This is a genomic window from Pseudaeromonas sp. HNCC25DJ182, from assembly GCF_055413365.1.
Window position 1 is genome coordinate 404,879 of record NZ_JBVAYG010000001.1, and the last position, 18,118, is coordinate 422,996.

Annotated in this window: 12 protein-coding genes; 11 read left to right on the forward strand and 1 reads right to left on the reverse strand. The window is 55.4% G+C overall.

Annotated elements, in window-relative coordinates; genetic code table 11:
- Positions 1 to 149 precede the first annotated feature (149 nt).
- The 7 genes from ACZYUB_RS01775 (at position 150) to ACZYUB_RS01805 (ending at position 13,908) form a co-directional block, all read left to right on the forward strand.
- The gene (locus tag ACZYUB_RS01775; RefSeq protein WP_463945031.1) at positions 150 to 2,651 is read left to right on the forward strand and encodes a penicillin-binding protein 1A; all 2,502 of its coding nucleotides are present in this window, start codon (positions 150 to 152) and stop codon (positions 2,649 to 2,651) included.
- 304 nt (positions 2,652 to 2,955) lie between these two features.
- On the forward strand, positions 2,956 to 4,707 hold the full coding sequence (locus ACZYUB_RS01780; RefSeq protein WP_463945033.1) for a DUF2138 family protein: 1,752 nt from the start codon (positions 2,956 to 2,958) through the stop codon (positions 4,705 to 4,707).
- The gene (locus ACZYUB_RS01785) at positions 4,686 to 5,354 is read left to right on the forward strand and encodes a DUF1175 domain-containing protein (protein ID WP_463945035.1); all 669 of its coding nucleotides are present in this window, start codon (positions 4,686 to 4,688) and stop codon (positions 5,352 to 5,354) included. The genes ACZYUB_RS01780 and ACZYUB_RS01785 overlap by 22 nt, the downstream gene beginning before the upstream one ends.
- Positions 5,355 to 5,362: 8 nt before the next feature.
- Entirely contained in the window at positions 5,363 to 10,153 is a 4,791-nt protein-coding gene (locus tag ACZYUB_RS01790) for an alpha-2-macroglobulin family protein (RefSeq protein ID WP_463945036.1), read from the forward strand.
- A gap of 3 nt (positions 10,154 to 10,156) precedes the next feature.
- Positions 10,157 to 11,914 (forward strand): DUF2300 domain-containing protein, encoded by a 1,758-nt coding sequence (locus ACZYUB_RS01795; protein ID WP_463945038.1) that lies wholly within the window; start codon positions 10,157 to 10,159, stop codon positions 11,912 to 11,914.
- The gene (locus ACZYUB_RS01800; protein ID WP_463945040.1) at positions 11,911 to 12,687 is read left to right on the forward strand and encodes a DUF2135 domain-containing protein; all 777 of its coding nucleotides are present in this window, start codon (positions 11,911 to 11,913) and stop codon (positions 12,685 to 12,687) included. The genes ACZYUB_RS01795 and ACZYUB_RS01800 overlap by 4 nt, the downstream gene beginning before the upstream one ends.
- Before the next feature lie 177 nt (positions 12,688 to 12,864).
- Complete coding sequence (locus ACZYUB_RS01805) at positions 12,865 to 13,908, forward strand: GMP reductase (protein ID WP_463945041.1); 1,044 nt, start codon at positions 12,865 to 12,867, stop codon at positions 13,906 to 13,908.
- A gap of 113 nt (positions 13,909 to 14,021) precedes the next feature.
- On the opposite strand, the gene ACZYUB_RS01810 is transcribed toward ACZYUB_RS01805, so the two are convergent.
- Positions 14,022 to 14,213: a hypothetical protein gene (locus ACZYUB_RS01810; protein WP_463945043.1), complete on the reverse strand. Its 192-nt coding sequence runs from the start codon at positions 14,211 to 14,213 to the stop codon at positions 14,022 to 14,024.
- Positions 14,214 to 14,856: 643 nt separating this feature from the next.
- Here ACZYUB_RS01810 and ACZYUB_RS01815 point away from each other — a divergent pair.
- The 4 genes from ACZYUB_RS01815 to ACZYUB_RS01830 all read left to right on the forward strand — a co-directional run bounded on the left by ACZYUB_RS01815 (position 14,857) and on the right by ACZYUB_RS01830 (position 17,851).
- Complete coding sequence (locus tag ACZYUB_RS01815; RefSeq protein ID WP_463945045.1) at positions 14,857 to 15,360, forward strand: hypothetical protein; 504 nt, start codon at positions 14,857 to 14,859, stop codon at positions 15,358 to 15,360.
- A 51-nt stretch (positions 15,361 to 15,411) separates the two neighbouring features.
- Positions 15,412 to 16,065: a hypothetical protein gene (locus ACZYUB_RS01820; RefSeq protein WP_463945046.1), complete on the forward strand. Its 654-nt coding sequence runs from the start codon at positions 15,412 to 15,414 to the stop codon at positions 16,063 to 16,065.
- 211 nt (positions 16,066 to 16,276) lie between these two features.
- Positions 16,277 to 17,104 carry an immunoglobulin domain-containing family protein gene (locus ACZYUB_RS01825; RefSeq protein WP_463945048.1) on the forward strand — a complete coding sequence of 276 codons (828 nt, stop codon included), beginning with the start codon at positions 16,277 to 16,279 and terminating at the stop codon, positions 17,102 to 17,104.
- A 93-nt stretch (positions 17,105 to 17,197) separates the two neighbouring features.
- Positions 17,198 to 17,851, forward strand: a complete 654-nt coding sequence (locus ACZYUB_RS01830) for a hypothetical protein (protein WP_463945049.1) — start codon at positions 17,198 to 17,200, stop codon at positions 17,849 to 17,851.
- The last annotated feature ends 267 nt before the right edge of the window (positions 17,852 to 18,118 follow it).

Here is an 18,118-nt window from a genome sequence, read left to right on the forward strand (position 1 = left end):
GGCAATAGAATAATATTTTGTGCATCAATCCTATACAGAGCCAAGGCTCAACACTATAGGAGTGTAGCAACCAAAACGCTCGAATTTGAACTAGTTAACAAATATACTGCAGCGCAGTTCACGCGCTTCTCTCAAATGGATGAATCAACATGCTCAAATGGCTTAAACGCCTGTTTTGGCTCGGCCTGTTTTTCGCAGTCGTTGGTATAGCAGGTATTTCGGCTTTTTACTTCACACTAGAGAGCAGCCTGCCTGATGTTACAAGTCTACGCGAAGCCTCACTTGAAACGCCAATGCGGATTTACAGTGCAGATGATGCATTGATCGCAGAATACGGCGAAATGCGTAGAATTCCGCTCAAGATCAGCGAAATACCCCAACCCTTGATCGATGCATTCTTGGCTATTGAAGACTCCCGGTTCTATGAGCACCCGGGGATCGATCCTATCGGGATCATGCGCGCAGGCTTCGTCTGGTTAACGACCGGACAGATGCGTCAAGGCGCCAGCACCATTACCCAGCAGGTCGCCCGTAATTTCTTTTTGAGCCGAGAAAAAACCCTGCTTCGCAAGCTCAAAGAGGTATTCTTGGCTTGGCATATCGAGAAGGAACTCAGCAAAGACGAGATACTGGAGCTGTATCTCAATAAAATCATGCTGGGTTATCGCGCCTTCGGGGTCGGGGCTGCAGCCCAGGTTTATTATGGCAAACGGGTGGATCAATTAACCCTTGGCGAAATGGCGGTGATCGCAGGTCTGCCCAAAGCCCCCTCGTTGCTGAATCCGATCCGCTCCCCACAACGCGCCCAGGCGCGGCGCAATGTGGTGCTGATGCGGATGCTGGAGCTGGGTAAAATTACCCAGGAACAATATGAAGCTGCCAAGAACGAACCCATAGCCACCCGCTATCATGGCGCCGACATCATGCTGAATGCGGCTTATATCGGTGAAATGGCCCGCAAGTACATGGTCGACAAATACGGGGACGATGCCTATACCAAGGGGTTTAACGTCTATACCACTATCTCGGCCAAACGCCAGAAGGCAGCGGATGATGCCGTATTCCAAGGGTTGCTCGACTACGATATCCGCCATGGCTACCGGGGTGCCGACAAGCGCCTGTGGCAGGCTCAGGAGCCCGCCTGGAGCAGTGACAAGATTTATGAGTATCTGACCGATGTCCCCAGCAGCGATCCCTTTGAACCCGCCGTTGTAACGCGGATCCGCGACAAGCAGGCCGATGTCGTGATCAAGGGTGGGCTTGAAGGCACAATCACTTGGGATGGCATGAAGTGGGCCCGTAGCTTTATCTCCGATGAACGGCAGGGGGCCGCCCCCCGTCGTGCCGCCGATATTTTGCACGTTGGCGATCAAATCTGGGTCTGGCCGGTCGACGACACCCAACTGCGACTGGTGCAAATTCCGGATGTGAATGCGGCCTTTGTCGCTCTGAATCCGCAAAATGGCGCCATCGAAGCTCTGGTCGGTGGTTTCAGTTTTGAGCTGAGCAAGTTTAACCGAGTCGATCAGGCCAAACGGCAAGCCGGCTCCAATATCAAACCCTTTATCTATTCAGCGGCATTCAATAGCGGCTTTACCCTCGCCTCTTTGGTCAATGATGCACCGATTAATCAGTGGGATACCGGCAGTGGCTCAGTCTGGAGTCCGAAAAACTCACCACCGGTTTACGATGGCCCCATTACCCTGCGGGAAGCTCTGGCACGCTCCAAGAACGTGGTCTCCGTTCGCCTGCTGCGCAGTATCGGCATCGGCAAGTTGATGGAACATTTGCGCCTGTTCGGTTTCGATGTCAAACCGGAACAACGTAACGAAGCTTTGGCACTGGGCGCCATCGAAGTGTCACCGCTGGAAATGGTCACTGGCTATGCCGCGATCGCCAATGGTGGTTTCAAAGTAACGCCGTTCTTTATCTCGCGCATCGAGGATGCTCAAGGGAACCGCTTGTTCGAAGCGACTCCGGCCAAAGCCTGTAGTGATTGTGATAACCAGGGCCCGCTGGCAGCCAATAGCATCAGTAGCGGTGCCGAAGCCACGGCCAGCATCCCCACCGAAAATGCAATCCCGGGAGCTCAAGTCGCTCCACAGATCATCAGCCATGCCAACGCCTTTTTGGTCTCCGAAGCCCTGCATAGTGCTATCTTCGGTGGCAAGGATCGCGGTATGAATGCCGGATGGATGGGAACCGGTTGGCGCGCAGCCAAGGAACTGGGGCGTCATGATATCGCCGGTAAAACCGGGACCACCAACGAAGCCAAAGATGCCTGGTTCTCTGGATTTAATAGCCAGGTGGTGGCCACCGCCTGGGTCGGATTCGATGACCACCGCCGCAAGCTCGGCCGCTCGATTGCCGGTAATGAATATGGCGCCAGCGCCGCACAACCAATCTGGATCGATTTCATGAAGGTGGCTCTCGCCGGTATGCCCGAATCACCGATCCCCCAGCCAGCGGATGTAACCACGGTGCGGATCGACAACATCTCCGGCCTTATCAGCTCCCGGGAGGATGGATCCAGCCGTAGCGAGTTCTTCCAGCGCGGTCAGGAACCGACCCAATCCGACCCGGGTAATGCCACCCTGTTTGGTGAAGGCGAACCTGCAACACCTGGCACCAGTACCGAAGATATTTTCTAAACGCTTCACCTCTATTTGCCGCTAACACCAGGTCCCGTCTCTTCCATATGAGAAGAGACGGGGCCTGATACCATCAACGCCCATTCCGTCTCTCAACCAAGCTTGGTCCGAGCTTTTTATTCGCCTGTAGTTTCCATAACCAGTGTTCCCAACGCCAAAGTTCCCATCGCCAGCTTGCCTGACGCACTGCATTAGGGCACCATATGAGCCATATTTATCTGCGCCAGTTTCGATGACCTTTGCCCGGCATCAGGCCTGGTCACGATGCCCATCGCTTCTTCTTGTTGCAGTGAAACTTCCTATCATGACGCTATCGAAATCGGTGAAATGGCTCTGTGCGAGCTTGCTCGGTATCTCGCTTCTGGGTGTGGCTGGCGTAGTGGCGCTGCGCTATCAGGCCAGCACCCTCGACGGCCAATCGGCACCGACGTTAGCCAATACCTTGGTACCTATCGATTTTCGTCACCCCGATGCCCTGATCCTCAGTGAACAGTTATCCCGACTGCCCCGCGATCTGCTGAAGATCCCGCTACTCAACGCCACGCTCACTGAAGAATTCGCCTTTTACTATGAGGAGCAGGAGGGCCGACTCTCCCTGATGGGCACTCTGCGGCGACTGGCCTATGAGCATGATTTGCGCCTCAGCGATACCCTGATCCAGCAAGTTCTCGATTCCCCGGCCGAGCTGGCACTGTGGCGCGGCACCGACGGTAAACTGGATCACTGGATGTTGTCCCTGGAACAAAATCTGGTCACCCGGGCTCTCCAGGGATTAGCCAAGATCGCACTGCAGGACGCCCAGCTGAGTAAAATCGGCGAACTACAGGTAGATGACGCCACAGAGCCGCTGTTGCAGCTGGCCTATGGTTATCAGCGTCACCTGGTGCTGGCATCTCACGGCTCGCGTCTGGTGATCCTCTCGGATGCCGGCATGCTGCTGGGCTACGACAAACCGGCGACCTCCGACGCCGCGACCGCTGAGCATGAGCCCGCCGAATATCAAGAGCCCAAGTTACTGGATTCCCAACTGGCGTTTCTGGCTTCGGCCCTGAGCACAAGTCAGCAACAACCCTCGGCAGCGCGTCAGGAACTGCTGCTAACCGAGCCGACCAAGGGCCACAGTCTGATCCTGAGCACCCATTTCCTCTCCTTTGGCTACCAGCGCTTCTTCCCTTCCCTGCAAGCCCTGCGGTTTGACTTCGATGGTCAGCACTGGAACAGCCAACTGCTGGTCGAAGAGGGGTTGCAATCGGGGGGTTGGGACAACCAGCCACTCTGGCAAGCCGCGCCCACGGCGCCCGCCCTCTGTCAGAGCTTGCCGCTGGAGTGGTCCGCAGCCGGGACATTGGCGCAACAGCTCAATCCAGAGGATGAAGCACTGTCCGCCGCCTTCACGCAGTTACAGGCACCGGTTGCCGTGTGCTGGTATGACAAATCCCGACTCAGTACCCCGTTGTTTATCGCCCGATTCAGCGATACAACCAGCGCCAAGCAATTTGCCGCGCCCTTGGGGGCGTTGTTTAACCGGGTCATCGGGGCGTATGAATATGTGCGCGGCGAGCGCTTCCCGGTGGAGGAAGAAGATACCGAGCAGGCTCACTACTGGAGCCGGGTCGTCAGCGCCCGTTATGGCAGCCAGTTGGCCGCCAAGGAGCCGTTCAAGGATGAGCTCTCGGCCGCACGTTACTTCCCGGTGAAGCTGGCAGTTACCGACGGGTATCTCTTCTTTTCTCCCGATGGCTCCCTGGTTGAGCAAGCCGTGGCCGTACAGCAGAAACATTATCCGGCCATGGCCGATGGCATGAAGGATGCCGATCAGGTTGTGGCGCGCATCACCTCGGCGGCACTGGCTAGCCTGCTGGAGCGCGAGATGTACGCCAGTCTGCCCGGACAGCTGGAGCCCTTGTTCCGCAACGCCGCCAAACACTATCTGGCACCCCGACTGAAAACGCTGGCGGGATATCCGCCGCTAACCATCCGGCGCTCCAGCTCCTTGCTGAGCCTGAAAACCGGCCGCCAGTGGCAGTCCCTGGATTGGCAGTTCGACACGCCATGAGCTGGCGCGGGTTACTGTTGAGCCTGATGTTGATGCAGGGTTCTGCGTCCGCACTGGAAGGGATGGCCACCGACCCCGCCCCCGGCCAACTGGATGCCCGGCAGTCCCAATATTTTCGCGCCTGGTTTACCCGCATCGTCGACGAGCAGGTGCGACGGCCCTCCCCGCGCTGGGTGCATCGGGATTGTGCCGGGCTCATTCGCTACGCCGTGGCCGAGGCCTTGGCCGAACATGATGAAAAATGGTTACGCGCCAATGGGTTGACTCATCAGGGGCTGCCCCCGCCCTTGGCGCTGAGCCCGGAGCAGCAGAGTTTGCGGTTCAACTGGCGGGATATCGATGGCCAGAACAAGGCGTTTGTCACGGCATTGGCCCTGATCCAGGGCAATAGCCAATTTGTCGGTAAAGAGATCAATCAGGCCCAACCCGGCGATCTGCTGTTCTTTGATCAAGGGGATGAACAACACCTGATGGTCTGGATGGGGCAATACATTGCCTATCACACAGGTACGGTCACGCCGCGCGACAATGGTTTGCGTGCGGTAACGGTTCAACAGCTTATTCAATGGAAGGACACCCGGTGGCAACCCATTGGCAACAACCCAAATTTTATCGGATTCTATCGTCTGGGCTTCTTATCGCCCTAGCCGGTCTGTTGAACACGACGCTCGCCCAGGCTGATGAGAGCAACCCGACGCCAGATGAGCAGCGCGAGCAACTGGCGCAGAGTGTCAGCTCGCTGCAGCCCATACCCGGGAGCGATTATAGCCCGCTGCAGGGATCGACCTTCTATCTGCTGACCGATACCAGTTATGGCAGTGACGAGCAGGCGCTGGTGCGACTCGAAGCCAATGCCCGCGAGCAATATTATCTGGAGCAATATGGCGGTGCCGACGTCCGGCTCTACCGGATCCCGGAGCCCCTGGCATTCCTGAAAAAACAGGGCAACCTGCATCGCATCCAGGTACAAGCCCACTACCGTGGTGAAGGGGCGGCCAATACCTTGAGTTATCTCTGGGACTCCTGGTACAAGAGCAGTCGCCGCTCCTGGCAACGGCTGCTATCGGCCGACAGCCGTCTGATTGCCACCGGGATCGCGCCCGAGTTCAGCACCAGCGCCCACATCGACAAGCCGACCCGCTATGAGAGTCCGCAGCAGTTCGCACCGATCCCGGGCCTGCCGCTGCTGGCACAATTTCGTTATCCACTCTGGCAAGCCAAGGGCATAGAGCCGCCCAAAGGCGTCAAACTCGAAGGCAGCAGCAGCGACTTTATCGCCCCCAAACCGGGCAATGTGATGATACCGCTCGGCCAACAAAAGCCGGGGTTATATCTGGTGGAAGCCATGATCGGCTCGCACCGTGCCACCACATTGCTGTTTGTTTCCAACAGCATTCTGGTGACGAAAAATGCCGGCCACCAGTTACTCGCCTGGAGCGTCAATCGCCACAGCGGCGCGCCCATGCCCGGTAGCCAGCTGACCTGGAGTGACGGCACCGGCATCTTGCAAAGCCAGACCAGCGATGCCCAGGGGGTCGGTCTGTTTGACCACGTCAGCCCGGAGCATAGCTATCTGCTGGCCCAGGATGCAGAAGGCGGCCTGACCATTGCCGAGAACTTCTACTACGACAGCGAGATCTACAACACCAAGCTCTACGCCGTGACCGATCGCCCCCTGTATCGCCCCGGGGATCAAGTGAACATGAAGTTCATCGCCCGCCATTTCACCAATGCCCGCGATTCAGAAACGGTGGCCGATGGCAGCTTGGGAGTCGAGATCCTGGATCCCTCCGGCATGAGCCTGTTGCAGCAGCAGACCCCCTGGCAAGCCCGTCAAGGTGCCGATTTGGCTTTTACCCTGCCACAAGAAGCACAGCCCGGCGGCTATGAAATCCGCATGACCCTAGGCGCGGATCGCTACGCCGCCGCCTTCCGGGTCGCCGAATATGTCAAACCCCATTTTGATATCCAGCTGCAGTTCGACGACAAGAGCCACAAGACCGGAGAAGCCATCAAGGGCCACATCCAGTTGCGCTATCCCAACGGCGATCCGGTCGCTAATGCCGCCGTCAGCCTGAGCCTGCGCGCCCAGCAATTGAATATGCTGGAGGGCGAGTTGCAGTATGCCGGTCAATTCCCGGTCAAACTGCAGCAGCAAGAACTCAAGAGTGATAGCGAGGGGAACGTAGCGCTGGAGCTCCCGGCCGCCAAAGAGCCCAGCCGCTATATCCTGACCCTGCTGGCCAATGATGCAGCCGCCTGGCGGGTGAAGAGTACCCGCGAGATCCTGATCGAGCGGGGAGCCACACCATACCGGTTGGAGGCGAGCAGCCAGTTCAGTCAACCGGGTGATTCGGTCAGCTTTGATTGGCAGCCGGTCGCTACAGCTGCCGTGTCGCCCGATCCCGCATCAGCACCAGTCAGCTATGAGCTGATCCGCCTGGAAGATAGAAACCGCCAACAGGGAGTGCTGACCGCGGGCAGCAGCAGCCTGGATCTACCGTTTACCGAATCCGGCTCCTATACCCTCAACCTGCGCGATGGTGCTGGTAATCTGCTGGCCGCCACCAACCACTGGGTGTCTGGTGACGGCCTGAAGGCGGCGCCCGGAGTTATCGAAGTGCGCTTTGACCAGCAACGCTACCAGGCCGGTGATACGGCACAAGCGCTGATCACCTTCCCGGAGGCAGTCACCGAAGCCCTGCTGACCCTGGAGCGCGACCAGATCGAGCAGCACGCCCTCCTCACCCGCGGCGGCAGTTGGTTCAGAGCCAAAGCCATCACCGATCGGCAATGGCAGGTCAGCATTCCAGTCACCGAAACATTGGCGCCGAATGTCACCTTCTCTGTGCTGTACGCCAAGCAGGGCGAGTACTGGTTCCGCAACGCCGGGTTACTGGTTGCCCAGCCCAAGGTCGAGTTGCAGATCCACAGCGACAAGCCGAGCTATCGTCCCGGCGAGCGGGTGGAGCTGGATCTGGCCAGCCAGGTGGCGGGTCAACCGGCTGCCGCCCAGCTGGTGGTGAGCGTGGTAGACGAGATGGTCTACCTGCTGCAACCTGAGCTGGCGCCGGATATTCACGACTTTTTCTACCACCCGCGCCGCAACAATGTGCGCACCACCTCCAGTCTCAACTTCATCACCTATGACATGTCGTTGCCCTATGAAGGCAAGGCCAGCGGTGAGCGTCGCTTCAACGAACGCGGCGTCAAGGTGCTGGAGCGTCCCCGCCGCGAGGACAAAGACACGGCACTGTGGGCACCCAATGTCCAGACCGATGCCAATGGCAAGGCTCACCTGAGCTTTATCATGCCGGACTCCCTGAGTCGCTGGCGCATCACGGTGCGCGCCGTCACCCCGCAGGGTGTGGTGGGACAGAAGCAGGATTATGTGCGCTCCGAACTGCCGTTCTATCTCAAGTGGACCGGGCCAACCCAATTCCGGCAAGGGGATGAACCGAGTGTCGAACTGGTGGCCTTCAACAACCAACCCGAAGCAACCTCCGCCGAGGTCACCCTCAGCGGCGGCAGCGAACCGCAGAGCCAAAGCGCGACCCTAGCACCGGGGGCCAATTACCTGCTGTTCCCGCTCCAAGGCATGCAAAGCAGCACCCTGAGCAGCCAGCTGAGCATCCAGAAACAGCCGGTGGATACCCTGCAGACCACGCTGGGCGTCCGCCCGCTGGCGTGGCCGGCACCGCAACAGCAACAACTCGGCTGGCAACCCAAGCTGCCGTTGACGCTGCCTGAGGATGCCGTCGATCTGCGTCTGAGCCTGCAATCGGCCGGAGATGGCGCCCTGCGTCGAGTGCTGGATGATCTGATCACCTATCCCTATGGTTGCCTGGAGCAGACCGCCAGCCGTTTGATCCCGCTGGCCATCGCCTATCGCTTGACCGATGAGGCCGCCCTGCGGGATCAGTTGCGCAGCGCGCTGCTCACCCACAGAGTCCGCCTGATCCAGATGGCAAACATGGACGGTAGCTTCGGCTGGTGGGGCGATCAGACTCAGGGCACGACTCTGCTCAGCAGTTATGCCTACTTCGCTGACTGGTTCACCACCCAGGCGATGGGGCTGACACTCCCCGCCGGTCATGGGGATGCCTTGCTGGCCATCTATCAGCAAAAGGCCGCCCAGGAGCCGGTACTGCATCGACAATTGGCATTGTGGTGGATGGCGCAGATGGGACTCCCCGTTGATACCCTGCAACAGGGCGTCGACGAGGCGCTGCTGGCCCAACTCCAGCAGCAGCCAGTGCCGCAGATCCCGGCACAACAGCTCCCAGACTCAGCCTCGGCATCTGCGGCGAGCCAAGAGTCCGTCGCTACAGCCCCGTCGGCCAGTCAGCCGACTGATGCGGCGCAAATTAAAACAGCGCAGGCAGTAAACGTCTCCAGCGCCCAACCTACAGCCGTCTCAGCCGAGAAGCCGAGCTCAAGCTCTGCCAACAACACAGCTCCCGCATCCCAGCTGACCAGCTGGAGTCAGGATGGCGTCATCATGAGTCAACCCGACAGCGATACCGGGCTCGCCCTGGCGCTGCTGCTGAATCAACAGCTGCATCAGCAGCGCAGCACCCCGTTGCCCGCACCTCTGGCCTCCCGAGTCAAAGCCTGGCAACCCTGGATCCAGGCCAGCCAAGATCCGCTGCTGCAACTGCTGCGCCACGGTAAAGCGGCTGCAACGCTCTCCGCGAGCGAGCTGGACGCACTGCTGGCCCGCGTCACTCCGCAAAGTCCGACGCTGGAGCGCGCCCTGCTGTTGAGCCTGCTGCAATCCCGGTTAACGGCCACACCGAGCGCTGCAGCATCGGTTGCACCGGTCGGCCCCTGGCTGGCGCGACGCCTGCCCAGTGGCGCCATGGAGTGGCAATGGCAAGGCCAGGGTCTGCCGAGACAGGTCAGCTTCCAGGGGCAGCCTGCCGCTGGCACTCAGCTGCTGGTGCGCTACGAAAGTGGTGAACAGCCCGCAGCGAGCTTGCCGATACAGCTGCAGCGCACCCTCTATCGACTGGATCCGCTCAGCGATGGCACCGGCTTTACCGCGGTGGCGCTGACGCCGGATGAGACGCTGCAGAGTAACGCCCTGTATGTGGATGAAGTGATACTGACGCCCAAGGAGAATGAGCATTTCCGCTACGGCATGCTGGAAGTTGCCCTGCCGCCAGGGGCCGACGTCGAACCCTCGACCTGGGGCATCCAGATCGCCGGGCTCGATGGCAACCAGACGCCGGTGAGTTTCAGCCGTGCCCAATTCGAGACCGGCTCCCTCTCCTACCGGGTGCCAGTCCCCGAGCTCAACGCGCCGCTCACAGTCCGGCAACTGTTGCGCTTTGCCGAACGCGGTCGCTTTAACTTGCCCGCCAGCCGCTACTTCTCCATGTATCAGCCGGCAAACAAAGCCCTGACCGATGCGGGCAAGCCTGTGCAGTGGCGAGTGGAGTAATCCATGCGCGCCCCCGGCCTGTTGCTGCTTGTTGCCACTCTGCTTCTGAGCCCGCCGCTGTGGGCCCAGAGCCTCGGCGATGAGCAAGAGCGCAGCGGCAACGGGCAAGAACGTAGCGGCGACGTACAAGAGAGCTGGCCGGATCGTCTGGCGCTGGGCGGCGATGAGCCCCAGCTGTGGCAGTTGGATACCACTGCCGGACCGCAGGTGCTGAATGACCGCTTGCACACGCCGCTGGGCAGTGTCTGGAAGCTGTTTGTCTACAGCTATCTGCTCGCGACCGATCAGCCAGAGCAGCCCCTGCGCTGTGAGGGCCGCCAGCCGCAACAGGAGAGCTATTGTTGCGATCCCGGCGAGAGCATCAACCGGGAGCAGGCACTGATCCGCTCCTGTGGTCTCTACTTTGCGCCGCAACGCCTGGGGCTCCAGGCCAACGCCTGGCGCCACTACTGGCAAAGCCGTCAGGCCCCGAATTGGCTCAGCGACCTGACGCAATTGAACGAAGTGCAATCTGTTTCCGTTCGCTCGCTATTGCACGCGCTGGCCGTGATCCCGGAGCAGGTGCAGGCGCAAACCCGCACCACACTCGGCGCTATCATGTTGCAGGGGCGCGGCAAGGGCGGTGTGGGCGCGCTCGGCATGCTGGTGCGGGCCAAGACCTTCACCCTGCCCACGACGACCTGGGGAACGCTAGGCGGTGGCGCAGGTTGGAGCGACAACGGCACCCCGTTATGGTTTTCAGGCTTGGGCAGCAGCCCCCAGGTCATTCAACGACTGGCCCCCCGAATGGCCGAGATCCTGCTCCAGCAACCGGCACTTACCGTTCGCAACCCTGCCGTCCACAGCACTTCTGCCCGCAGCTGCGTGCGGGTGCGTTACTTTGCCCGCTATCCGCTGGCCCGGGTGCTGGATGCCGCAGGCCAGGACGCACCGCCCGGTGCCTTGCAGGGTAAGTTCACCCTGCACTTCCAGAATGGTCAGCAGCTAAGTTGGCAAGCCGAGCCCGGAGCCTTCTGGCTGGAACAGACCGCAGGCCACGCCCCCGAGATCCAGGGGCGATTCAGTGAAGCCGATTATGTGGCGCGAGTCATAGACCGCGAAGGGGATACTCACTATCCCCAGGCCAGCCGGGCGCTGGCCGTCGCCGCCCGCAGTTATCTGCATCAACAAGCCCGCCATCAGGGGGATTGTCTGCAACTGGACGATAGCTCCCGTTTCCAGCGCGTCTCCCCCCATGCTCCTACAGCCGCAGCTATCGCTGCAGCGCGCACCACCGAGGATCTGCAGCTGCAAGGTATCGAGGTGCAATATCATAGCCACACCGCCAAGACGAACCAGATGAGCTGGCAGCAGGCGGTGGCCGACGAACAGGCCGGTCTGGATTTTGTGCAGATCCTGGCGCGCGCCTATCCAGCCGCCACCCTGCAGCTGAGCCAGGATAGCGGCACCACCGACTGCCAACCCCTGGCGGAAGCCCAGAGCTGGCTCCAGCATCAGGCTCCCCGCTGGCGCAGTCGGCTGCAAGACGAACCCGGCTTCGAAGCCCTGCCCCAGCCGGTGGGCATCTGCTTGCTGCGGCAGGGCCGTCCCTATGCCGACAAACAGGCACGGCGAATTTTTGTCCGCCCCAATCCATCACTGGATGGGCGCATCGCGCTCACCCACGAATATTTGCATCTGGCCTTTGCCCATCACCCGCTCGGTGAGGATGAAGCCTATATTGAGAACCTGGCGCGACGCCTGGTAAGAGGTGAACCATGATTCCATCCACGCGAGCTCTGTTGCTCCTGCTGACCACGCTACCGCTGGCACTGGATGCCGCAGAAACCATAGAGCTGGCCAACCCGACCGGTGGTTGGCGGGCGGGAGTCGCCGAGCCTGACCACTATTTGCAAGAGGTGCACTATCCGGCCAACTCGGTCTCGGCACCGCTGGATCAGGGCAAGGCCAGTCTGATCCGCGGCCAGATCAACGATCGCCCCAAGGATGCCAAGGCTCCCTATACGCTGGTGGTCAATGGCATCGCGATGCCGCAACGGGTCGAAGCAGATGGCAGCTTTGCCCGCTCCTATTCGTTTGCCGCCGGCAGCAACAGCGTGGAGCTGCGCAGCCCGGATGGCAGAGCCAGCAAGCGGGTGCAGTTTTATGATACCCAGAGCGGTCAGGTGCGCCCCAAGTTGCGCATCTTGCTGGCATGGGATACCGACAATACCGATCTGGACTTGCACGTGGTCACTCCGGATGGTGAGCACGTCTTCTATGGCAATCGGGTGTTGGATAACGGCGGCGCGCTGGATGTGGATGTGACCACCGGCTATGGACCGGAGATCTTTTCTTCGGCGGCACCGCAACCGGGCACCTATCTGGTCTACGTCAACTATTATGGCAGTGGCGAGGATGAATCCAGTCTGACCACGGCCCAGGTCAGCGTGGTCACCGATGAGGGTGAAGCCAACGAACAACAGCAGAGTTTTCGCATTCCGTTACGCAAGGCTGGTGAGCTGACACTGGTCAAACACTTTGTCCTGCCCTGAGCCGGCCAGAGCCTTCAGAATGCTACGGGTATAACTCTCGAGCATACGGAGAAAATGACTAAATTATCAGTCTTGCGCAAAAAGATATTCTGGCTAGAATGCTGAAAACCGGGGGCCTCAACAACCTCCGGTTTTTTTGTGCCCGCAAACGCTGCGGCTTAGAAAAGGATCACCATTATGCGTATCGAAGAAGACTTGAAGCTCGGCTTTAAGGATGTGCTGTTTCGGCCCAAGCGCTCCACTCTGAATAGCCGTTCTCAAGTAAAATTGGAGCGGGAATTCACGTTCCGTCACGCCCAGTGTCAATGGAGCGGCGTACCGATCATCGCCGCCAATATGGATACCGTCGGTACCTTTGCCATGGCCCGCGCCTTGGCCGGTTTCGAGATGATGACCGCCATCCATAAGCACTACAGCATCAACGAGTGGCAGGAGTTTGTTGCCCACCAGGATGAAAGCGTACTGCGCCATGTCATGGTCTCGACCGGTACATCGGCGAGTGATTACGAGAAGGTCAAAACCATCCTCGCCCTCTCCCCGCAGCTGCGTTTCATCTGCGTCGATGTGGCCAATGGCTATGCCGAACACTTCGTCGATTTCGTGAAAAAGATGCGTGATACCTTTCCTGAGCATGTGATTTGTGCCGGCAACGTGGTGACCGGCGAGATGGTCGAAGAGTTGATCCTCTCCGGCGCCGATCTGATCAAGGTCGGCATAGGCCCAGGCTCTGTCTGCACCACCCGGGTCAAGACCGGGGTGGGTTACCCGCAGCTGTCGGCCATCATCGAATGCGCCGATGCCGCCCATGGTCTGGGCGGTCAAATCGTTGGCGATGGCGGTTGTGCCTGCCCGGGCGACGTGGCCAAAGCCTTCGGCGGCGGTGCGGACTTCGTCATGCTCGGCGGCATGCTGGCAGCCCATGAGGAGAGTGGTGGCTCCATCATCGAGCGCGATGGTCGTCGCTTCATGCAGTTCTACGGCATGAGTTCAGCATCCGCCATGAGCAAACATGCCGGTGGCGTCGCCGAATATCGGGCCTCGGAAGGTAAAACCGTGGAGCTGCCGTTCCGTGGCCCGGTCGATGCCACGGTGCGGGATATCCTGGGCGGCGTGCGCTCAACCTGTACCTATGTCGGCGCGGCGACCCTCAAGGAGCTGACCAAACGCACCACCTTTATCCGGGTGCGGGAGCAGGAAAACAACGTCTACGGCAAAGAGTAGCGATCCGGACTCAAACCACAGACGCAAACCGCCGACGCAAAGCAAACCATCAACGCAAAAAAAGGGAGGCCTCAGGCCTCCCTCGATGACAGACACACAACCTGAACCTAGGTTCAGACATGGATGTCAATATTGCTGCCAATCGACCCGGATGCGGGTTTTGCCGGAGTCGCAGACGGTGCTGTTTGGGCAACCCCCTGCACCAACTCCAACGCAGCCTGCCCCTGAGCCTTCTGCTGGCGATTGGCCATTACGGCTGCCAACAGTTCATGGCTGACATTACCACTTGGCGCTGAAACACTCATAGTGACACCTCCTGTCCAACTCCTGTATCGGCTGGCCCGGCGCTAAGTTTAGCGCTCAATCACAGTTTTCATAGGATCCGCCCCGCCATCGTCAATCGGCCTAGTCGCTATAAATGACCGCGAGATAGAGAACGGATCACCGTTCACAGCAGATTGTGTATCAAAACCCCAACTGCCCCAGAGATTCCTACCAGCACCCACCGGCTGGATCGCACAAAGCCACACCAATCCGGCTTGTTGAGTCCCACTAGGTCTATTACTCTAGCGCCGATTGACCCACACCGGTTTTCTCTTTATGACCGTGCGGTAGCCATGGCTTTTTTCACCCATTTCCCCAAAGGGGTTCCATCCCATGCTTAAGACAGTCAGCCTGGTGGCCAACCTAATGGTGCTCCATCGATAAGGAAGCACACGCTGACACGCCGTAAACCCATCCTTGGGGGCAGCACAGCGCCATCCCTGGCGCGGAGGGTCAGCTTAGCGCTACCTAAGTCGATATCGTGAGGGATCGACTATTCGGAACAGCTATTTTGTGGCCCTGTTATTCCAAGCGGTAGGGGCTGCCTCGAGCCGCCATCCTCATTAAAATAGACATAGATTTCATTCGATCTGCAGTTGTTTTATACCCGCCCATCAGGAATAAATGGAAAAGGAATTTACAATGAAGAGCTGCTGTATGCTGTTGATAATGGGCTTTATGACTGGGTGTTCGCTGTTTATGCTAGAGCCACGAGCTGAATACACAGAACTTGAAACCTACTATTTAAATTTGGATTTTCAAAAAGTCTGTCCACTGGCATTAAAACAAGCCCCTCAGCGCGAAGCTAATGCACTGTTTATATTATATGAGTGCTTGCAAAAAGAACCAGGAACAATAGGAGCCCCAAAAAACAACGACTACTCGATTAGAATACTCAAAGAGTTCGTTGACAGAAAAGATCCTATGGTGTTTTCGGAGTTGGGCCATGTCTATCGCTCCGGAACTCTGGGAGTAAGGAAGAATATGGAAGTTGCAAATTGCTGGTCTGATTTAAATGGCCATGAAGAAAATATCGCACAATGTGTGGCTATATCACCAGAGCTTTCCGGATTGAAATATATCGAATTTGTCGTTGATAAAAATGGCGAAGGAATAAAGATCAAATAAATCCCCCACAGGGCAACATGACAAGAACTCATTACACATCAAGGCGTATATATGATTAAAGAAATCTGTTTAGCGTGTTTATTGATCTGCGGTTGTGCATCACCAACAACGAATTGGGTGGCAAGCAGTTACTCGACTATCGACCAGAACTATTCCAGCATCGGCGTCGTCAGGAGCGGTCATGAGCCCTACCCGGTAGTATATTTAGGAGATGGAATATATATCAAGCTATATTCAACGTTATTCAGACCAGAATTAGATGTGGGTAAACCCTGTCTATATGGACACAATGAATTTGAGACTTCAATTTGGTCACAAAGTGACATTGAGTTTATTCCACCAAAAAGTTATTTTGTGAAGTATGATGGCACCATCAGTAAAATAGATAGAATTGGCCACTGGGTTTCGAAAACAGAAACAACTCCAGCAGGAAAAAATTATAATATGCGTCAAGATGCAGTACCAATCGCCTCAAGTTGGTTTGCCTCTGAGAACCTCATCAGCGCCTGGAAAAACAATGAAATACCAAGACTCTACGAACGGACGGAAAGAACTTCATTCTATATTCAGCTATCACCAGGAACCTCTTGCCCGGATCGAAAATTTCAAGCAATGCTAACATTTAGAAACCCCAAAACAAAAGCTACAAAAACATACAAACTATATTTTTCACCTATGCTATTTGAATACTATATGTTTCGTTGAGTGATCGTTGTTCATCAACCTTTCAAATCAAAATGGACGATGGAGGCTTGTATCCATTTTATTTAGCAATGACTTGATAGAAAGAGGAAATGGTCCATACAAAATATGGAAACATCAAAAACAGGATGGAACATTATCTAATTACCCTATGAAGGAATAGAATGCAATGAAAGGGATGCTGGCATAAAAAATAAGGTACTGGAACACCACCATGAAATTTAATATTGCCTTTTTGTTTTCATTTTTGTTTTTAATGACAACAACAAAAACATTTTCATGTGAGCGATATAACACTACGGATATCCGTTACATTACAAAATCGGGGACAATAACAAATTTAAACAAAAAGAATCCACAGCCATTCAAAATAGAAAGCACCTTGGGAATGGTGTACTATGGCGAAGCAACAAATAACGCTGTTATGTATATAGATAGCGAGGAAAATCTTTATTCAAACACATCTGTAATCGCAAGTGGAATAACTTCATTCACCATCACCGACGGCACCATATACGCTGTGAATAACAGGGATACATTGATTAGATTAATAAGCAGTGCGGGTGTATGGCATGAACAGATTGAGCAAAAAATAAGATACCGAGAATATGATAGAATACTTTTACAAAACAACCACTTAGTCTTGATTTTTGATTCAGACAACGAGCCAACAATGGATATTTATGACTTGATACATAAAAAGACACATCATTACAAGATTGACTTCAACGGCGCACCCATAATATATACAGACAAATTTGGAGTTTTGATTAATGGCAATGGGAAAGATGGTTTATTTTGGTTTAAAGACGGGAAGAAAGTTGAATTCAATCCTAGCTTTGACATAAAAAACATTGGATACACATTCATGCCAGTTGCCACATCAAACGATCAATCCACATTAATTGGACTCTACGGAAGAGAGATGTTTCTTTCAAAGGAAATATATTGGGGTACCTTTGATATAGATAAAAATAAAACTAACATCTGTAAAGATTTACCTGACGACATAGCTTTGTTCGTAATACAAAAACAAAATTAAAGCGTGACACTCAACGACAACCAAAAAATAATATTAAAAATCAGTACCATATATAACACATGACAATTAATAATTTCACATCAAGGCATATATATGATTAAAAAAATTGGTTTGGCGTGTTTATTGATCTGCGGTTGTGCATCATCAACAACCGATTGGGTGGCCAGCAGTTACTCGACTATCGACCAGAACTATTCCAGTATCGGCATTGTCAGTAGCGGTCATGAACCCTACCCGGTTGTATATTTGGGGGATGGTATATATATCAAACTATATTCAACGATCTTCAGAGCTGAATCAGACGTAGGCAAGCCCTGTTTATATGGACACAACAAATTTGAAGTATTGCTTTGGTCGCAAAATGACATTGAGTTTATCCCACCCAAAAGTTATTTTGTAAAACATGATGGCACCATCAGTAAAATAGATAGAATTAGTCGTTTTGTATCGGAAACCGCCACCACGCCTGAAGGGGTGGATTATAATATTCGTCATGATGCAGTACCAATACCTGCAAGTTGGTTTGCCTCTGAGAACCTCATCAGCACCTGGAAAAACAATGAGATACCAAGACTCTACGAACGGACAGAAAGCACTTATTTTGATATTGAATTATCACCAGGAACTTCCTGCCCGGATCGAAAATTTCAGGCAATACTGACATTTAGAAACCCCAAAACAAAATCCACTAAAACATACAAACTATACTTCTCCCCCATGCCATTTAAATATTACATGTTGCGTTGAGCGATCGTTATTCATCAACCTTTCAAATGAAAATGGACGATGAAAGCTAGTGTTTATTGTATTTAGCAATGATTTGATAGATAGAGAAAATGGTCCATAAAAAAATGAAAACAGCAAACACCAGACAAATTATTTTCGAATTGACCCGTTAAAAGTAACCTATTTTTCAATATCTGGACAAATAAAGATCATGCAGAGAATTAAACCACTAAAGAGATGATTATTATGTTAAGCGAACTTTTTCTGGCGGGAGTTACAATGATGAGT

What these genes read in the sequence shown, in the direction of transcription:
- ACZYUB_RS01775 (WP_463945031.1), top strand. Translation starts at nt 150, where the DNA reads ATGCTCAAATGGCTTAAACGCCTGTTTTGGCTCGGCCTGTTTTTCGCA.
- ACZYUB_RS01780 (WP_463945033.1), top strand. Translation starts at nt 2,956, where the DNA reads ATGACGCTATCGAAATCGGTGAAATGGCTCTGTGCGAGCTTGCTCGGT.
- ACZYUB_RS01795 (WP_463945038.1), top strand. Translation starts at nt 10,157, where the DNA reads ATGCGCGCCCCCGGCCTGTTGCTGCTTGTTGCCACTCTGCTTCTGAGC.
- ACZYUB_RS01800 (WP_463945040.1), top strand. Translation starts at nt 11,911, where the DNA reads ATGATTCCATCCACGCGAGCTCTGTTGCTCCTGCTGACCACGCTACCG.
- ACZYUB_RS01805 (WP_463945041.1), top strand. Translation starts at nt 12,865, where the DNA reads ATGCGTATCGAAGAAGACTTGAAGCTCGGCTTTAAGGATGTGCTGTTT.
- ACZYUB_RS01810 (WP_463945043.1), bottom strand. Translation starts at nt 14,213, where the DNA reads ATGAGTGTTTCAGCGCCAAGTGGTAATGTCAGCCATGAACTGTTGGCA.
- ACZYUB_RS01815 (WP_463945045.1), top strand. Translation starts at nt 14,857, where the DNA reads ATGGAAAAGGAATTTACAATGAAGAGCTGCTGTATGCTGTTGATAATG.
- ACZYUB_RS01820 (WP_463945046.1), top strand. Translation starts at nt 15,412, where the DNA reads ATGATTAAAGAAATCTGTTTAGCGTGTTTATTGATCTGCGGTTGTGCA.
- ACZYUB_RS01825 (WP_463945048.1), top strand. Translation starts at nt 16,277, where the DNA reads ATGAAATTTAATATTGCCTTTTTGTTTTCATTTTTGTTTTTAATGACA.
- ACZYUB_RS01830 (WP_463945049.1), top strand. Translation starts at nt 17,198, where the DNA reads ATGATTAAAAAAATTGGTTTGGCGTGTTTATTGATCTGCGGTTGTGCA.